This window comes from Stenotrophomonas sp. SMYL8 (assembly GCF_036320065.1).
GTDB classification, from domain to species: domain Bacteria; phylum Pseudomonadota; class Gammaproteobacteria; order Xanthomonadales; family Xanthomonadaceae; genus Stenotrophomonas; species Stenotrophomonas maltophilia_A.
Genome location: NZ_JAWIRR010000012.1, coordinates 112,616 through 129,332, shown reverse-complemented (window position 1 = coordinate 129,332; position 16,717 = coordinate 112,616). Strand labels below are relative to the sequence as shown.

The window sequence follows — 16,717 nt, the reverse complement described above, 5'->3', positions numbered from 1 at the left end:
GGGTGGGTCCGGTTGCGGGGGACGCCGTAAATACGTCCCTGTGGCTCGGTCGCGCCATCCATGGCGCTCATGCCCCCGCAACCGGACCCACCCCGCCTTCGACAGTTTTCCGCGATCTGTCGCCCTTTTGTAGGGCCGAGCCATGCTCGGCTGCTGTTCGATCAATTCTCGAACTATTCGATTTCCATGGAGATTCATCCACGCATGGCGTGGATCTACTGACCACCGGGAATCTGTCGGGGGTGGGGCGGTGTCGGATTGCGGGGTGTCAGCCGCATGGATGCGGCTGCCAAGCCTACAGGGACGTACTTGCGGCGTCCCCGCACTCCGACACCGCCCCGCCATTCCACGGAATGCCCGCTCTTGACGTTGCCCTTGCTACCGCCTCTGCGGGTGCAGGGCTGCAAGCCCTGCCGATAACCCTCACTCCGCCGGGCAGTACGCCTTGATGGCGGCTTCAGCCAATCCCTTCTGCGCGCTGCGCTGCTCCGGAGCCAACGGGGTATCGGCCTTGCCATCACCATCGGTGTCCTGCATCACCTGGCCGCCGCCCTCCAGCAGGGCCAGGTTGGCGCGGGCGGTGCTGCACTGCTCGGGCACCGGCGCGGCCGGGGTCTCGGCGCTGGCCGCCGCCTGGGGACTGCGCGCCTGCGCCCGGGTCTCGAACTTCCTGCCCGCCGGCGGGGTCTCCGAATACTGGGTCACGCCATTGGCGTCCTTCCATTTGTAGACCGGGCCGGCCACGGCGTTGGCACTGGCCAACAGCAGCAGGCATCCAAGGCAGGACAGGGCACGCATGGCAAACTCCGCGGAATGGGCGTAGAACGCCGATTGCAGCATTGGCGCCGAGCACTGGCAAGTCGATTAAACTGGATTCCATGGACCCGATCACACCGCCGCCGCGTTCGCGCACGATTTACCTGCTGCCCAACCTGTTCACCACCGCCGGCCTGTTTGCTGGCTTCTACGCGATCATCGCCGCGGCCAACGGGGACTTCGTCAACGCCAGCATCGCCGTGTTCGTGGCGGCGGTGATGGATGGCCTGGATGGGCGCGTGGCGCGCCTGACCGGCACCAGCAGCGAATTCGGCGTGCAGTACGACTCGCTGGCCGACCTGGTCAGCTTCGGCATGGCCCCGGCGCTGGTGATGTACCACTGGTCGCTGTCGTGGCTGAAGTTCGACGACCCGCTGCTGGGTCGCGTCGGCTGGGCCGTGGCCTTCCTGTATGCCGCCTGCGCGGCGCTGCGCCTGGCCCGCTTCAATACCCAGGTAGCGGTGGTCGACAAGCGCTGGTTCGTCGGCCTTGCCAGCCCGGCCGCGGCCGGCCTGATGATGTCCTTCGTCTGGGCGTTCGCCGATGGCAACCTGGGCTGGGACGGCAACCAGCTGCGCTACGTGGCGCTGGCGGTGACGATCATCGCGGCGCTGCTGATGGTCAGCCGCATCCGCTTCTGGAGCTTCAAGGGCGGCGGCGCCAAGGGCACCCGCTCCGACCGCGTGCCGTTCCTGGTACTGGCCCTGGTGCCAGTGGCGATCGCCATTGCGGTCATCGATCTGCCGCGCGTGCTGTTCGCGGTGGGCATCCTGTACGCCTTGTCGGGCCCGGTGATGTGGGCCGTGCAGCGCCTGCGCAAGAAGCCCGAGGCCGCGTGAGCGGGGACCTGCCCGTGCTGTGGTCACCGGCCCAGCAGGCCTGGCTGCAGGCCATGGGCTACACCGTCTATCACGACGGCCAGCTGGCCGCCGAGCTGGATGCCGCACTGCAGCTGAGCGTGGCCGAAGCCGAGGCGGCTGCCGCGCCAGCGGTGGAGCAGGTGCGGGCACCAATCGCCCCCGCGCGCGAGCCTCCGGCTGAAGCCACACCGGGTTCCCGCCAGGAACGCCCGGTGCCGCCGCGTCGCGAGACCCCGGTCAGCGCACCGGACACCGCGCCCGCCGCTGCCCGCCCGCTGCCGGGTGGCAATGCGCGGCAGCCGGTGGTGCGGCTCCCGGATCGCCTGCAGATCGCATTGCTGCGTGCCTCCGGCTGTAATCCCAACGACCCTGCCACGCAGGCGCTGATGGACAGCTGGCCGCTGGACCAGCTGCGTCAGGACCCGGCCGCCAAGCGCGCGCTGTGGCCGCAGCTGCGCGCCCTGCGCAAGCGGGGGGCGCCATGAGTGCGGTCAGCCAGCCCGGTCCGGTCAGCCTGCGCGCGCTGCGCGAGAGCGACCTCAACGCGGTGATGGCGATTGAAGTACGCGGCTATCCGTTTCCCTGGACCCGCGGCATCTTCGTCGACTGCCTGCGTGCGGGCTATCCGGGCCTGGCCATGGAGCGTGATGGCCAGCTGATCGGCTATGGCGTGCTCAGCATCGCGGCCGACGAGGCCCATGTGCTGAACGTCTGCATCGATCCACTGACGCAGTCGCGTGGGCTCGGACGTCAGTTGCTGCGCGCGCTGGTACAGCTGGCCGGCGACCGCGGGGCGCAGCGTGTGTTCCTGGAAGTGCGTCCGTCCAACACACCCGCGCTGGCCTTGTACCACAGCGAAGGCTTCAACGAGATCGGTCGCCGCCCGCGTTACTACCCGGCCGCACAGGGCCGCGAAGACGCGGTGGTGATGGCGATCGAACTGGTCGACGGCGACCTGCAGGCGATGCCGCCGCTGTAACGGAGCAGGGTTGCCGGCCAGCGGCCGGCACTACCGATGGATCTCCGCTGTCATCGACACATCACCTACCGTGGTAGGTGCCAGCCTTGGTTGGCACGCTTTCCTCACGCCAGCCGCAGTGCCAACACACCCCCGACGATCAACGCCGCCGCCAGCCAGCGCGCGCGCGGAATCCGTTCGCGCAGCAGGAACACCGAGATCAGCAACGCGAACAGGATCGACGATTCGCGCAACGCCGAGACCATCGCCACCGGCGCCTGGGTCATTGCCCACAGCGCCATCGCATACGAGGCGGTGGTGCCGACGCCACCGGCCAGCCCCAGCGGCCAGTGCTGCCGCGCATAGTCCAGCACCGCGCCGCGGCGCGTGTACAGCGCCCACAGTGGCAGTGGAATGCCCGACAGCAGGAACAGCCACAACGTATAGCTGAGTGCGCTGCCGGACTGACGCGCGCCCTGCGCATCGACCAGCGTGTAGGTGGCGATCATCGCCGCGGTCAGCAGCGGCAGGCGCAGCTGACCGCCACGCGCCCCCAGCGCCATGCACAGGATGCCGGTGCTGACCAGCACCACGCCCAGCCACGCTGCCGGTGGCAGCTGCTCGCCGAGCAGGGTGCCCGCCAACGCGACCAGGATCGGCGCGCTGCCACGCATCAGCGGGTAGGCCAGGCTCATGTCGACCTGCTGGTAACAGCGTGCGACCAGGCCGTAGTAGGTCACCTGCAGCAGCACCGACGCGCTCAGCCACGGCCAGCTGTGCGCGGCGGGAAATGGCAGGAAGGGCAGGGCGGCAGCCGACAGCAGCGCGGCACTGCCGGTCACCAGTACGGTGCCGAGGAACTTGTCCGGCCCGCGCTTGACGATCGCGTTCCAGCTGGCGTGCAGGGCTGCAGCGGCGAGAACCAGCAGGAAGATGGAAAGCGGCATCCAGCGATGATGCCATGCGCGGGAAATGTAGAGTCGAGCCATGCTCGACTGCTGTCATGAGTCGAGCACGGCTCGACTCTACAAAAGGAAACGCCGGGCAGTACCCGGCGTTTCCCTGCACTTACAGCTTCGCGCGCTGCTCGCGCAGGCCGGCCAGCTGGGTGTTCCAGTCGACCAGGCGCACGCGCTCCTGCTCGACCACCGCCGGCGGCACCTTGTCGGTGAACTTGGCCAGCTTGGTTTCGCTCTTCTCCTGCTCGCCTTCCACGCGCTTGATCTCCTTGTCCAGGCGGGCACGCTCGGCATCGAGATCGACCAGGCCTTCCAGCGGCACCAGCAGCTTCAGTTCACCGACGATCGCGGCGGCAGCCGGCGGTGCACTTTCGCCTTCAGCCAGCCACTGGATGCTGTCCAGCTTGAGCAGGAACGACAGCGAGGCGCTGAAACGTTCGATGCGCACGCGGTCCTGCTCCAGACCGGCCTGCAGGCGCAGCGGCACCAGCTTGGACGGGGCCACGTTCAGTTCGCTGCGCACGCGACGCACGGCACTGATCACCGCCTTCAACCATTCCACGTCGGCTTCAGCCTGGGCGAAATCGCCTTCGAACTCGGCGGCGGTCGGGTACGGGCGCAGCGACAGCGTGGTTTCGGCCAGGCCCAGGCGCGGCGCCAGCTGCTGCCACAGCTGTTCGGTGATGAACGGGGTCAGCGGGTGCAGCAGGCGCAGCAGCGCTTCCAGCACGTACAGCAGGGTGTGGCGGGTGCTTTCGGCGTCGGCGGCATCGGCACCATTCAGTGCCGGCTTGCTCAACTCCAGGAACCAGTCGCAGAACTCGTTCCAGGCGAACTCGTACAGGCACTGCGCCAGCAGGTCGAAGCGGTAGTTGGCGTAGTGGCCCTGGGCCTCGGTGGACACCGCCGCCAGGCGCGCCAGGATCCAGCGCTCGGCATCGGTGCGCGGCGTCGGCATGCCGGTGAACGCTGCACCCTCGGTGTTCATCAGGGTGAAGCGGCTGGCGTTCCACAGCTTGTTGCAGAAGTTCTTGTAGCCCTCGGCGCGGTTCATGTCGAACTTGATGTCGCGGCCGTGGGTGGCCAGCGCGGCGATGGTGAAGCGCAGCGCATCGGCACCGTGGGCAGCAATGCCGTCCGGGAATTCCTTGCGGGTGGCCTTCTCGATCTTCTCCACCATCTTCGGCTGCATCAGGCCGCCGGTGCGCTTGGCGACCAGATCGTCGATGGTGATGCCGTCGATGATGTCCAGCGGATCGAGCACGTTGCCCTTGCTCTTGGACATCTTCTGGCCCTGGCCGTCGCGGATCAGGCCGGTGAAGTAGACGTCCTTGAACGGGATCTTCCCGACCAGGTTGTCGGTGGCCATGATCATGCGCGCCACCCAGAAGAAGATGATGTCGAAGCCGGTGATCAGCACCGACGACGGCAGGTAGCGGTCGAAGCCGCGCTCGGCCATGGCCTGTTCGTTCGGCCAGCCCAGGGTGGAGAACGGCCACAGCTGCGAGGAGAACCAGGTCTCCAGCACGTCGCTTTCCTGGTTCAGCACCACGTCGCTGCCCAGGTTGTGCTTCGCCCGCACTTCCTCTTCGCTGCGACCGACGTAGCAGCTGCCGGTGGCTTCGTCGAACCACGCCGGAATGCGGTGGCCCCACCACAGCTGGCGGCTGATGCACCAGTCCTGGATGTTGTTCATCCAGTGGCGGTAGGTGTTGATCCAGTTCGGCGGCACGAAGGAAATGCTGCCGTCTTCGACCAGCTCCAGGCCACGCTTGGCCAGGTCGTCCATCTTCACGAACCACTGGTCGGTCAGGTACGGCTCGATCACCTGGCCGGTACGGTCGCCGCGCGGCACCTGCAGCTTGTGCGCCTTGGTCTCGACCAGGATGCCCAGGTCTTCCAGCTCGGCCAGCACGGCCTTGCGCGCGGCGTAGCGGTCCAGGCCCTGGAAACGCTCCGGCGCGTTTTCGTTCAGCGCCGCCACCGGGGTGAACAGGTTGATCATCGGCAGGCTGTGGCGCACGCCCACTTCATAGTCGTTGAAATCGTGCGCCGGGGTGACCTTGACCACGCCGGTGCCGAACGCACGGTCCACGTAGTCGTCGGCGATCACCGGGACGCGGCGGCCGGTCAGCGGCAGCACCACGCTCTTGCCGATCAGGTGCGCATAGCGCTCGTCTTCCGGGTGCACCATCACCGCGGTATCGCCCAGCAGGGTTTCCGGGCGGGTGGTGGCGACGACCAGGTAGTCGCGGGTTTCGCGCAGGGTTTCCACGCCGTCGGCATCGCGCTCGACGTGTTCGTAGCTCAGGCCCTCATCCAGCGTGTAGGCGATCGACCACAGGAAGCCGTCTTCCTCGGCGCTTTCCACTTCCAGGTCGGAAATCGCGGTCTTCAGCACCGGGTCCCAGTTGACCAGGCGCTGGCCGCGGTAGATCAGGCCCTGCTCGTACCAGCGCACGAAGGCCTCGTTGACCGCCGCCGACGGCTGCGGGTCCATGGTGAAGGTGCTGCGCGACCAGTCGGCGGAGGTGCCGAGGCGGCGCATCTGGCGTTCGATGGTGTCGCCGGACTGCTGCTTCCACTCCCAGACCTTGCCGATGAAGCCTTCGCGGCCCAGCGAATCGCGGGTCTCGCCCTTGCCTTCCAGCGCCAGGTTGCGGCTGACCACCATTTCGGTGGCGATGCCGGCGTGGTCGGTGCCGACCTGCCACAGCGTGTCGTAGCCGCGCATGCGGTGGTAGCGCACCAGCGCGTCCATCAGGGTCTGCTGGAAGGCGTGGCCCATGTGCAGGGTGCCGGTCACGTTCGGCGGCGGCAGCAGGATGGTGTACGGCTCGCCCGTGCCGGACGGCTTGAAGTGGCCGGCCTTCTCCCAGGCCTCGTAGAGGTCGGTCTCGAAGGACTTCGGGTCGTAACTGGAGGCGAGTTGGGTCATGCGGGGGAACCGGTAATCAAGGCGGAAGGGAGATCAGCGCGGCCCGAGGGCGCGCCGGATCTTCTGGTCGGTGTGGTACTGGCTGACCGCGTAGGCGGCCCAGATGGCGGCGGGCAGCCAGCCGATCAGGGTGATCTGCAGGATCAGGCAGACAATGCCGGCAAACGGCCGGCCGATGGTGAAGAAGGACAGCCAGGGAAGAATCAGGGCGATCAACAGGCGCATCAAGGGGTCCTCGCTGGACTTACATGTCGTGCTTGTTCAGGTCGTAACCGGCGGCCTTGTACTGGCGCCAGCGTTCGCGCAGCGGTTCGCGCGCTTCCGGGTCGGCCGGAACCACTTCCAGCACGCGCTCGCACTCGCCCAGCCAGGGTTCATCACGCAGGTTGATCACCAGCGGGCGCGCCGGTGCCTCGGTGCCCGGCACGGCGATCAGCACCAGGGCTTCTTCCTCGTCCATGTCCTCGCCGGCGATCTGGTGCGGGATGTAGGCATCGTTGTCGAACGCCCACAGCAGTTCGTCCAGCTCCTCGGCCTGGGCCTGGTCGCGGGCCAGCACCAGGGTGAACAACCCGGCGTCGTTGGCCTTGCGCGCCAGCTCGCAGACCAGGCGCAACGGCTCGGTCAGGAAGCGGGGCTTGGCGATCAGGTAGAAGTCGGCGCGGGGCATGGCAGGGTCCGGGTCAGGCAGGGGCCCGGCAGTGCCGGGCGAGGCCCTGGCCGGCGGGGCCGGCCAGGGTCGGGTACGGCATCAGGCGCGGGCGGCCTGGTCCAGCAGCCACTGGCTCAGCAGGCCGACCGGGCGGCCGGTGGCCATGCCACGCTTGCCTTCATCGCTGGCCACGCCGGCGATGTCCAGGTGGGCCCAGCGCTGGCCTTCGGCGAAGCGCGACAGGAAGCAGCCAGCGGTGATCGCGCCGGCCCAGCGGCCGCCGATGTTGTAGACGTCGGCGAAGGTCGAATCCAGCATCGGCTGGTATTCGTCCCACAGCGGCAGGCGCCAGGCGCGGTCGAACACCTGCTCGCCGGCGGCCAGCAGCTCGTTGGCCAGGTCGTCGTGCTTGCTCATCAGGCCGGCGGTCTGGTGGCCCAGGGCGACCATGCAGGCACCGGTCAGGGTGGCGACGTCGACCAGCGCGGCCGGCTCGAAGCGCTGCGCGTAGGTCAGCGCGTCGCACAGGATCAGGCGGCCTTCGGCGTCGGTGTTGCCCACTTCGATGGTCTTGCCCGACATCGAGGTGATCACGTCGGACGGGCGGTAGGCGTTGCCATCGATGGCGTTTTCCACCGCCGGCACCACCACCACCAGGTTCAGCGGCAGCTTGGCCTTGACCGCAGCGACGAAGGTGCCGATGACGTTGGCGCCACCGCACATGTCGTACTTCATCTCTTCGATGCCGCCCTGGGTCTTCAGGTTGACGCCACCGGTATCGAAGGTGATGCCCTTGCCGACCAGCACGTACGGCTTGGCGTCGCCGCCATTGTTCCACTTCAGTACGACCAGGCGCGGGCGGTTGGCCGAACCACGGGCCACGGCCAGCAGCGAGCCCATGCCCAGCGCTTCCATCTGGTGCTCGTCGAGGATCTCGGCTTCGGCACCGTCGTGCTCGCCGGCGAACTTCACACCCACTTCGGCCAGATGGGCCGGGGTGCAGTAGTTCGGCGGCAGGTTGCCCAGCTCGCGGGCGAACTCGACACCGGCGGCGATAGCCTGGCCCTGGGCCAGGGCCTGCGCGTCGTCACCGGCGATGGCCAGCTGGGCCAGGCCGGCGTCGTCGGCCTTCTTCTTGCCCAGGGTGGCGGTGTAGCGGTACGCGGCGTGATCGGCGGCGATCACCGCCTGGCGGATCGCCCAGGCCGCGTCGCGGTCCTTCACCGCCACTTCGGACAGGGTGAACAGTGCGCTGCGGGCAGCACCGGCCTTCAGCGCGCGCACGGCGTCGCCGACGGCCTTCAGGTACTGCGGCACGCCGAAACGGGCGACTTCGCCGAGGCCGACCACCAGCACGCGCGGGGCGGTCACGCCCGGCAGGTCATGCAGCAGGGTGGTGGCGCCGGTCTTGCCGGACAGGTCGCCGCGCTGGGCCAGGGCGGCCAGGCGGCCACCGCTGGCGGCGTCCAGGGCCTGTGCGGCCGGGGTCAGGGTATGGTCGGCATACGCGCCAACCACCAGGCAATCGACGGTGGCGGCGGCCGGAGCAACGTGGTTCAGGGTGAATTCGAGGGCCATTGAGCAGATTCCATTGGCGAGTCCGTACAATCGCAGGCCGTTTACGCCCAGACAGTAGACTGGGCGGCACCGCGAACGAACCCCAGAGTTTAAACCACCGCCCCATGCTGAAGCTCGACCGATACCTGCTGGGCGATTTCGTCCAGAGTTTCCTGGCTACCCTGATCGTCCTGCTGGTGGTCAGCGTGGGCGGCGTGCTGGTGGACATCCTCGGCAACATCGCCGACGGGCGCCTGCCGGCCAAGCTGCTGTTCTCGCAGCTGGGCCTGCAGTTCATCGCCTACCTGCCGCTGATCCTGCCGCTGGCGCTGATGCTGGGCCTGCTGCTGGCCATCGCGCGCCTGTACCGCGACTCGGAAATGGCAGTGATCACCGCCATTGGTGTCGGCCCCAAGCGACTGCTGCGGCCACTGCTGATGCTGGTGGTGCCGGTGGTGGCCCTGGTGGGTGCCTGCTCGCTGTGGCTGGGCCCGTGGGCCGGCCGGGTGGCTGAGCAGATGATCATCGAGGCCAACCGCAGCGTGCTGATGGCCGGTCTGGAGCCGGGCCGATTCACCCCGCTGCCCAATGGCGGCGTGGTCTACCTGTCCTCGATCTCGCCCGATGGCACCCAGCTGGGCAAGGTGTTCCTGCAGCGCCAGAAGGATGACCGCCTGGAAGTGGTGTCGGCCAATGGCGGCCGCATGTTCTTCGAAGGTACCCGCCAGCGCTTCCTGGAGCTGGATGACGGCCACCAGGTGGAAGGGCCGGTGGCCGGTGGCCTGGACTACCGCCTGGCGACCTTCGCCCGCAATGACGTGGCCTTGCCCGATGGCGCGCAGACCCGCACCGAGGATGACCCGGAACTGATGCCGACCCTGCAGCTGATCGGCGATGAGCGTCCGCAGGCGCAGGCGCAGCTGCACCGCCGCCTGGCGCCGCCGCTGATCGCGCTGGCGTTCGCCCTGCTGACCGTGCCGCTGGGCCGCAGCTCGCCGCGCCAGCAGCGCTACGGCCGCATGATGCTGGCGCTGATGGCCTACATGGTCGGTACCAATCTGATGTTCATCGGCAGCGGCTGGATCGCCAACGGCAAGATCCCCCCAGCGCTCGGCCTGTGGTGGTTGACCCTGCCGTTGCTGGCGCTGGCAATCTGGATGTATGCACGTGATGGCCGCCTGGGCCGCCCGAAGGGAGCCCGCGCATGAGGCTGCGCCCGATGCGTTTCGACCTGTACCTGGGCCGGTCGGTGTTCACCACGGTGCTGCTGACCTGGGCCGTGCTGGTTGGCCTGGACGTGGTGATGGCGTTCTCCGGCGAGTTCAAGGACATCGGCAAGAACGGCTACACGCTGGGCCATGCCGCCGCATGGGTGCTGTACACGGTGCCACGCCGCGCCTACACCATGTTCCCCACCGCCGCGGTGATCGGTGCACTGATGGGCCTGGGCCAGCTGGCAGCGACCTCGGAGCTGACCGCGCTGCGTGCGCTGGGCCTGTCGCGCAAGCGCCTGAGCGTTTCAGTGGCGATTGCGCTGTCGCTGCTGACCGCGGTGATGGTGTTCAGCGCGGAGACCCTGGGCCCCTGGGGCCAGGACCGCGCCGATGCGTTGAAGTCCAGCGCCAAGTGGGGGCGGGATATCGCCACCAGCCGCTACTCGGGCCTGTGGGCACGCGAGGGCGATACCTTCCTCAACGCGCAGAGCGGCGAGGAGCAGCTGGTCGGCGACAAGGGCACGCGCCTGATCCTGCGCGACGTGCGCCTGTACCGCATCGCCGAGAATGGGGGCATCGCCTCATTGACCCATGCCGACACCGCCGAGCATGACAGGGATGGCTGGGTGTTGACCGGGGTACGTCGCGATACCTTCGGCGAGCGCTCGGCGACCCGCCAGGAAATCGCGCGCGAACCGTGGAATTCGAAGCTGGATGCGGCCGCATTGGCCACCGGCATCGCCAAGCCGCGCAACCTCAGCCTGGCCGAACTGAGCACCAGCATCACCTACCGGCAGCGCAACGGGCTGGACGCGCGTGACTTCGAGGACGTGTACTGGAGCCGCTGGTTCTACCCGTTGAACGTGCTGGCGCTGTGCCTGGCGGCGGTGCCCTTCGCGTTCGGCTCGCTGCGCAGCGGCGGCATGGGCAAGCGCCTGTTCCTGGGCATCCTGTTCGCGCTGGGCTTCTGGCTGCTGCAGCTGTTCTTCGGGCGCATGGCCGGCGCGCTGAAGTTCGATTACCGAATTGCCTATGCGCTGCCACCGATCGTGATGCTGGCGGTGTCTGGATTGCTGTTCCGGCGCAAATCGGGTTGATTCCCAGGGAGCCGGGCAAGGCCCTGCTGTTTCCGTTTCACTTCAAGGACGAACATGAGCTTCCAACGCTTTCTGCCGTACATCGCGGCCGTGCTGCTTTCTGCCGGCTGCAGCCGGTCCACCGTCGACTTCGAGATCGACAACCCGACGGATGCACCGCTGACCTTGTCGGTCGACCAGCAGGTGCATACCCTGCCGCCGCACACCTCCATGCCCCTGGTCCTGGAGCCGGGCCAGTACCGGCTGCAGAGCGAGAAGATCGGCAGCGTACGCATGGTTGTCTACGCCGACGGGATCGGCGGGCTGATCAACCCGGCCATGGCCGAGTACGTGATCGTCACCGAGCAGTACGTCACCAGCAAAACCAATACCGGCAACCTGGCATCGAAGATCGAACTGAACGATGTGGAGATCGAGGGTCCCTACGTGAAGGCGACCGGCTTCTTCATTCCGCGCCGTTGGGACGCAGGACTGAAGGGCGAGCTGCCTGACACGGTGGTCTCCAGCAGCCCGGATACCTCGTCCGACTACCGGACCAAGCTCTACAACGTGCCTGGCTTCTTCGAATACCTGGATGCCGGGGACGAGCTGAAGGAGGCTTTCGGGCCGGATGGCTACCGGCCGCCGGCAGCATCGGTGGCTTTCACTGCCGCCCAGCTGCCGCCGCTTCCGGCGGCCTATGAGGCCCAGGGCAAACCGATGCGCGAGCTGTACGCGCAGTACCTTGCCGCAACCGATGCAGGCGAGCAGAAGCGCCTGAAGAAGGCCAGCCTGAAACTGTGGCAGGAGTTCGTGAAGACCCGTGCGCAGTTGAGCGGACAGTCGCCGGCGGCTGACGATGTGCAGGCCAATGCGTTTGCGTCCGCCTTTTTCGACCTCTGGACGCAGCCGGCGGTGATCCTGCCGGATCCGGCGCCTGCTGGCTGATCGCTGCGTTGATCGTGTGGAGCCGAGCCCATGCTCGGCTCTACACGTGGTGCATCACCGCTTCGGCATGCGCATCAGGCGGGTGCCGCTGGCGCGGTCGTGCCAGGTCAGGCGGTCGCGGTCGACCCAGGCCCACCAGAATCCCAGCCCGCCCAGCAGCAGTGACAGCGTGCCCACCGCGAAGCGCAGCCACAGTTGGCTGCGCCGCAGCGGCGTGCCATCGCTCGATTGCAGTTTCAGCCGCCACGGTCGCATGCCCAGCGTCTGCCCGCCGCGTCGCCAGCTGGCCGTGGCGTACCCCCCCGTGATCACCCAGCACACCGCCCACAGCAGCCACTGCCAGGCACTGAACGGTGCGATGTTCTCGCGCTGCGCGTGGCCGCTGAAGGTGTAGGCGAGGGTGAACAGCGTGCCGGCCAGCATCCACAGCGCCAGCACCGGCAGTGCGTCGTAGACCATCGCCAGCACGCGCCAGGCCAACAAGGCACGTGGGCGGAGCATTTCGGTAGCGGCCGCAGGGGCCGTGTCGGTGGCGGGGCGGGACATGCGCCGAGCATACGCAAAGCTGGCCGCGCCCGCAGTGGCCCTCGTATCCTGCACCCATGGCCCTTGTTTCCAACCCCGCCGAACGCCGCCAGCTGGTGCAGCAACTGCCCGAGCTGCGCGCCGACGACAGCGCGCGCATCCAGCGCTTCCTCGATGCGATCTGGGCCGAGAACGGCCTGGCCCGCGCCACCCTCGACAGCTACCGGCGCGACCTGGAAGGGCTGGCGCGCTGGATGGATGGACGCGACGGTGGCCTGGCCGGCATCGAGCGCCCGGGGTTGTTCGATTACCTGGCCTGGCGCACCCGGCATGGCTGGTCGCCGCGCAGCAATGCGCGCCTGCTGTCGGCGCTGCGCGCGTTCTTCGCCGATGGCGTGCGCCGTGGTGAACGCAGCGAGGACCCCAGTGCACTGCTGGACCCGCCGAAGCTGCCGCGGCTGTTGCCGAAGGCGCTGGCCGAAAGCCAGATCGACGCACTGCTGGCGGCGCCGGACATCGACAGTCCGCTGGGCCTGCGCGACCGTGCCATGCTGGAGCTGATGTATGCGGCCGGCCTGCGCGTGAGCGAGCTGGTGCTGCTACCGGCCACGGCAGTCAACCTGCGCCAGGGCGTGCTGAGGGTCACGGGCAAGGGCAGCAAGGAGCGGCTGGTGCCGCTGGGCGAGGAATCGCAGCACTGGCTGGAGCGCTATCTGCAGGCGTCGCGCCCGCAGCTGGTCGGCAAGGGCAAGGTGCAGGCGCTGGCCGATGGGCAGACCCCATTGTTTGTCGAGCCGACGCTGCATGCGCTGACCCGCCAGGCGTTCTGGCATCTGGTCAAGCGCCACGCGCAGGTGGCCGGTATCGATCCGGTGCGGATCAGCCCGCATGGCCTGCGCCACAGCTTCGCCACGCATCTGCTCAACCGCGGCGCCGACCTGCGCGCGCTGCAGATGCTGCTCGGCCACAGCTCGCTGTCGACCACCCAGATCTACACCCTGGTGGCCCGCGAACACCTGCAGAAGCTGCACGCGCGCCACCATCCGCGCGGCTGAGCAGCGGCCTGAACCCCGGCCTCGGACGGTGGGCGGTGTCGCGGCCCGGTAGCGGCGGCTGTGTCAGAATCCGGGGTCTTCTTCTGTCGCGGACCGCTCCATGCTCCGATTTGCCATCGCCGCCGTGTTCGGTGCGCTCAGCCTGACCGCCTGCGCCCAGCCGGCTCCGCCGGCCGCCAAGGCACCCGCCGCGGCTGCGGCCAAGGCCGTCCCGGCCGCCAACGCTTCGGCCGACCAGGCCGTACGCGCCGCGCTGACCGCCCTGAATCCCGGCTTCCAGGTGGACTACATCGGCGCTGCGCCGTTCCCCGGCTTCCGCGAGGTCGTGGTCTCCGGCCAGTTGCTGTACGTGTCCGACGATGGCCGCTACCTGTTCCAGTCGCAGCCCTACGACACGCGTGCCAAGGGCCCGGCCAACAGCGAAGGCCTGCTCGGCTACCGCCGCGATCTGCTGGCCAAGGCCAACCACGGCGACCGCATCGTATTCGCTGCGCCCAACGCCAAGTACACCATCAGCGTGTTCACCGACATCGAGTGCGGCTACTGCCGCAAGCTGCATCAGGACATCGCGGAGCTCAACCGCAACGGCATCTCGGTCGAGTACCTGGCATTCCCGCGCATGGGCCTGGGCAGCAAGGACTACACCGACATGATTTCGGTCTGGTGTGCAGCGGATCGCCGCCAGGCCCTGACCAACGCCAAGCGCGGTGGCAGTGTGCCGGCCAAGAACTGCACCAACCCGGTGGCGATGCAGTACGCGCTGGGCCAGCAGTTGGGCGTGAACGGCACGCCGGCGATCTTCGCGCCGGATGGCACCCAGCTGGGCGGTTACCTGCCGCCGGCGCAGCTGCGTGCGGCGCTGGAAAAGCTGTCGGCCAAGCGCTGACCGGGAATGCCGCCGGGCCATGCCCGGCGGATGCATCAATCGAACGAGGCCGGGGATGCGTGTCGCATCCCCGGCTTTTCTCTTATTTCAGGCCATCACTGACCGCCTTGGTCAGCGTGCCCTGCGCATCGTCACCGCTGAACTCCCAGACGAACGCGCCGCCCAGGCCCTGGGTCTTCACGTAGCCCATCTTGCGGGTGATGTTGGCCGGGGTATCGAAGCTCCACAGCGTGCTGCCGTTGTAGATCCAGGTGGCACCGGCGGTGTTGTCGGTGTAGCCCGGCCACGCCAGGTTCTTCAGCACCTTCCAGTCTTCGATGCCGGCTTCATACGTGCCCGGGGCGGCGCCGGTCGCGGTCTGGTACAGGCCGTTGTTGGCGTTGGTCACACCGGTCCAGCCACGCCCGTAGTAGCCGATGCCCAGGTTGAGCTTGGCGGCGGGCACGCCACGGCTGATGAAGGCCTCGATGGCGTCGTTGCTGTTGTACAGCTTCTGGTCGCCGGTGGACGGATCATTCGGCGAATCGAACAGCGCCGACTGGTGATTGGTCTTCGCATCCCAAGCGCCGTGGAAGTCGTAGGTCATCACGTTGATGTAGTCCAGGTACGGGTGGTACGCGGCCGGATCAGTGACGCGGATCTTGTCGATGCCGGCACCCACCGCCACCGTCAGCAACAGGCCCGGACGCACCGCATCGAGCTGGCGGCGGAACTCGGCCATCAGCGCGGTGAAGTTGGCGTTGTCCTCCGGCTTGCCGCATTCGATGCCACAGGCCACCGGGTACTCCCAGTCGATGTCGATGCCGTCGAATACGCCCAGTGCGGCACCGGCGCCACCGGCACCGTCGGTCACCGGCAGGTTGCCCTTGATGTAGGCGTCGATGCACGAGGCGACGAAGGCCTGGCGGTTTTCCGGACGCGCCGCGCTGGAGAAACCACGCGACCAGGTCCAGCCACCCAGCGAGATCAGCACCTTCATGCCCGGGTACTTGGCCTTGAGCTGCTTGAGCTGGTTCCAGTTACCGCGCAACGGCTGGTCCCAGGTATCGGCGCTGCCGCTGACGCTCTCGGCGGCACTGAAGGCCTTGGTGTAGTCGGCGAAGGCATCGCCACCGGCACCGCTGTTCGGATCCGACGGCTGGGTGATGCCCACTTCGCAACGGTTGTTGCGCACGTTGCCGAACGCGTAGTTGATGTGGGTCAGGCGTGCGGCCGAGCCACTGCTGTCGATGTTCTTGACCCGGTAGTTGCGGCCGTAGATGCCCCACTGGGTGAAGTAACCGATCACCCGCTTGCCGGTGGTGCCGCCGTCGCCGGCCAGCGTAGTGGCGCTGATCTCGGTGCCCTGGGCCGAGGCGTTGCCGGCGTTGTCGCGGGCACGAACCCGGTAGCGGTAGGTGGTGGAGGCAGTCAGCCCGCCATCGATGTAGCTGGCGCTGGACGGTGAACCGACCAGGCTGCCGTTGCGGTACACGTCGTAGCCGGCCACGCCGCTGCCACCGGTGTTGTCGGTGGATGGGCTCCAGCTGAGCGTGATGCTGTTGGCAGTGCGCGTTCCGGCGGCCAGCCCGCCGGGCACGCTTGGCGCGGTGGTATCGCCACCGGCGGCGTTGACGGTGATGGTGATGGTCGCGGTGCTGGTGGTGGCGTTGTTGTTGTCGGTCGCGACTGCACGCAGGGTGTGGCTGCCGGCGCTGGCATTGGCCCAGCTGGCCGCGTACGGCGCACTGGTGGCCACGCCCAGCGTGCTGCCATCGCGGAAGAACTCGACCTTGGCGACGCTGCCGTCCGGATCACTGGCGTTGGCGGTCACGTTGACCGTGCTGCCGGCGCTGAAGGTGGCGCCGTTGGCCGGCGAGGTCAGGCTGACCACCGGCGGCTGGTTGCTGCCGCTGCCATCGCAGGCACCGAGGTTGGTGTAGTAGGGCGCACCGGCCGGATGGTCCGGTGGCGCGTTCCAGATGTCCTGGTTCGCCCGATAGAGGACGCCTCCTTTCTGCAGGGTATCGCCGGCCCGGTAGATCTTGGCCTGGTCCCACTGGGCCACGCCGGCACAGCTGGCGGCCTGCGCCAGGCCGGGCAGGGCGGCGGTACCGGCGGCCAGGGCAAGCAGCCAGGCCAGGCGGCGGGGACGACAGCTTCGGGTCGAACGTTCGGCACTGCGCACAATCGGGTCGTACATGGGTAAGTCTCCGATCAAAGGGCGCGCGGGCCCCGATGGCGCCGCGCGTGACGCAGGTCCGGGCGTCGCCCGGGAAGGCGACGGAGGGGGC

16 protein-coding genes are annotated in these 16,717 nt (G+C 68.0%); 8 read left to right on the top strand and 8 right to left on the bottom strand.

Translation table 11 applies throughout. The annotated features are described in order from the left end of the window. Positions 1-423: 423 nt before the first annotated feature. Positions 424-798 (bottom strand): DUF4124 domain-containing protein, encoded by a 375-nt coding sequence (locus tag V3B25_RS11840; RefSeq protein WP_049461832.1) that lies wholly within the window; start codon positions 796-798, stop codon positions 424-426. A gap of 80 nt (positions 799-878) precedes the next feature. On the opposite strand from V3B25_RS11840, the gene pssA reads away from it, so the two are divergent. The 3 genes from pssA to rimI are packed head-to-tail and all read left to right on the top strand — an operon-like array spanning position 879 to position 2,655. Then, positions 879-1,655 carry a CDP-diacylglycerol--serine O-phosphatidyltransferase gene (pssA, locus tag V3B25_RS11835; protein WP_019660986.1) on the top strand — a complete coding sequence of 259 codons (777 nt, stop codon included), beginning with the start codon at positions 879-881 and terminating at the stop codon, positions 1,653-1,655. Continuing rightward, positions 1,652-2,161, top strand: coding sequence for a hypothetical protein (locus V3B25_RS11830; RefSeq protein ID WP_201118143.1), 510 nt, complete (start codon positions 1,652-1,654; stop codon positions 2,159-2,161). The genes pssA and V3B25_RS11830 overlap by 4 nt, the downstream gene beginning before the upstream one ends. Continuing rightward, on the top strand, positions 2,158-2,655 hold the full coding sequence (gene rimI / locus V3B25_RS11825; RefSeq protein WP_032128003.1) for a ribosomal protein S18-alanine N-acetyltransferase: 498 nt from the start codon (positions 2,158-2,160) through the stop codon (positions 2,653-2,655). Before V3B25_RS11830 ends, rimI begins: the two co-directional genes overlap by 4 nt. Before the next feature lie 104 nt (positions 2,656-2,759). On the opposite strand, the gene V3B25_RS11820 is transcribed toward rimI, so the two are convergent. The 5 genes from V3B25_RS11820 to V3B25_RS11800 form a co-directional block, all read right to left on the bottom strand. Beyond that, a complete protein-coding gene (locus V3B25_RS11820; protein ID WP_032128004.1) occupies positions 2,760-3,581 on the bottom strand; it encodes an EamA family transporter in 822 nt (273 codons plus the stop codon). Positions 3,582-3,702: 121 nt separating this feature from the next. Beyond that, positions 3,703-6,531, bottom strand: a complete 2,829-nt coding sequence (locus tag V3B25_RS11815) for a valine--tRNA ligase (RefSeq protein WP_201118152.1) — start codon at positions 6,529-6,531, stop codon at positions 3,703-3,705. 33 nt (positions 6,532-6,564) lie between these two features. Further along, positions 6,565-6,756 (bottom strand): YqaE/Pmp3 family membrane protein, encoded by a 192-nt coding sequence (locus V3B25_RS11810; protein WP_012510005.1) that lies wholly within the window; start codon positions 6,754-6,756, stop codon positions 6,565-6,567. A gap of 19 nt (positions 6,757-6,775) precedes the next feature. Next, positions 6,776-7,201, bottom strand: coding sequence for a DNA polymerase III subunit chi (locus V3B25_RS11805; protein WP_049400292.1), 426 nt, complete (start codon positions 7,199-7,201; stop codon positions 6,776-6,778). A gap of 81 nt (positions 7,202-7,282) precedes the next feature. Further along, positions 7,283-8,761 carry a leucyl aminopeptidase gene (locus tag V3B25_RS11800; RefSeq protein ID WP_329810708.1) on the bottom strand — a complete coding sequence of 493 codons (1,479 nt, stop codon included), beginning with the start codon at positions 8,759-8,761 and terminating at the stop codon, positions 7,283-7,285. Between the two features lie 104 nt (positions 8,762-8,865). Here V3B25_RS11800 and lptF point away from each other — a divergent pair, with 104 nt between their 5' ends. The 3 genes from lptF to V3B25_RS11785 are packed head-to-tail and all read left to right on the top strand — an operon-like array spanning position 8,866 to position 11,978. Then, positions 8,866-9,948 carry an LPS export ABC transporter permease LptF gene (gene lptF / locus V3B25_RS11795; RefSeq protein ID WP_032128008.1) on the top strand — a complete coding sequence of 361 codons (1,083 nt, stop codon included), beginning with the start codon at positions 8,866-8,868 and terminating at the stop codon, positions 9,946-9,948. Continuing rightward, positions 9,945-11,051 carry an LPS export ABC transporter permease LptG gene (gene lptG / locus V3B25_RS11790; protein ID WP_049424937.1) on the top strand — a complete coding sequence of 369 codons (1,107 nt, stop codon included), beginning with the start codon at positions 9,945-9,947 and terminating at the stop codon, positions 11,049-11,051. The genes lptF and lptG overlap by 4 nt, the downstream gene beginning before the upstream one ends. Positions 11,052-11,105: 54 nt before the next feature. Continuing rightward, positions 11,106-11,978, top strand: coding sequence for a hypothetical protein (locus V3B25_RS11785; RefSeq protein WP_049461828.1), 873 nt, complete (start codon positions 11,106-11,108; stop codon positions 11,976-11,978). A 54-nt stretch (positions 11,979-12,032) separates the two neighbouring features. Here V3B25_RS11785 and V3B25_RS11780 read toward each other — a convergent pair whose 3' ends face one another. After that, on the bottom strand, positions 12,033-12,524 hold the full coding sequence (locus V3B25_RS11780) for an RDD family protein (RefSeq protein WP_329810707.1): 492 nt from the start codon (positions 12,522-12,524) through the stop codon (positions 12,033-12,035). A 56-nt stretch (positions 12,525-12,580) separates the two neighbouring features. On the opposite strand from V3B25_RS11780, the gene xerD reads away from it, so the two are divergent. Beyond that, entirely contained in the window at positions 12,581-13,558 is a 978-nt protein-coding gene (xerD, locus tag V3B25_RS11775; RefSeq protein WP_329810706.1) for a site-specific tyrosine recombinase XerD, read from the top strand. 100 nt (positions 13,559-13,658) lie between these two features. Then, complete coding sequence (locus V3B25_RS11770; RefSeq protein WP_132809150.1) at positions 13,659-14,444, top strand: DsbC family protein; 786 nt, start codon at positions 13,659-13,661, stop codon at positions 14,442-14,444. Positions 14,445-14,526: 82 nt separating this feature from the next. Here the strand turns inward: V3B25_RS11770 and V3B25_RS11765 are convergent, their stop codons facing one another. Beyond that, positions 14,527-16,626 carry a glycosyl hydrolase family 18 protein gene (locus V3B25_RS11765; protein ID WP_329810705.1) on the bottom strand — a complete coding sequence of 700 codons (2,100 nt, stop codon included), beginning with the start codon at positions 16,624-16,626 and terminating at the stop codon, positions 14,527-14,529. Positions 16,627-16,717: the final 91 nt, after the last annotated feature.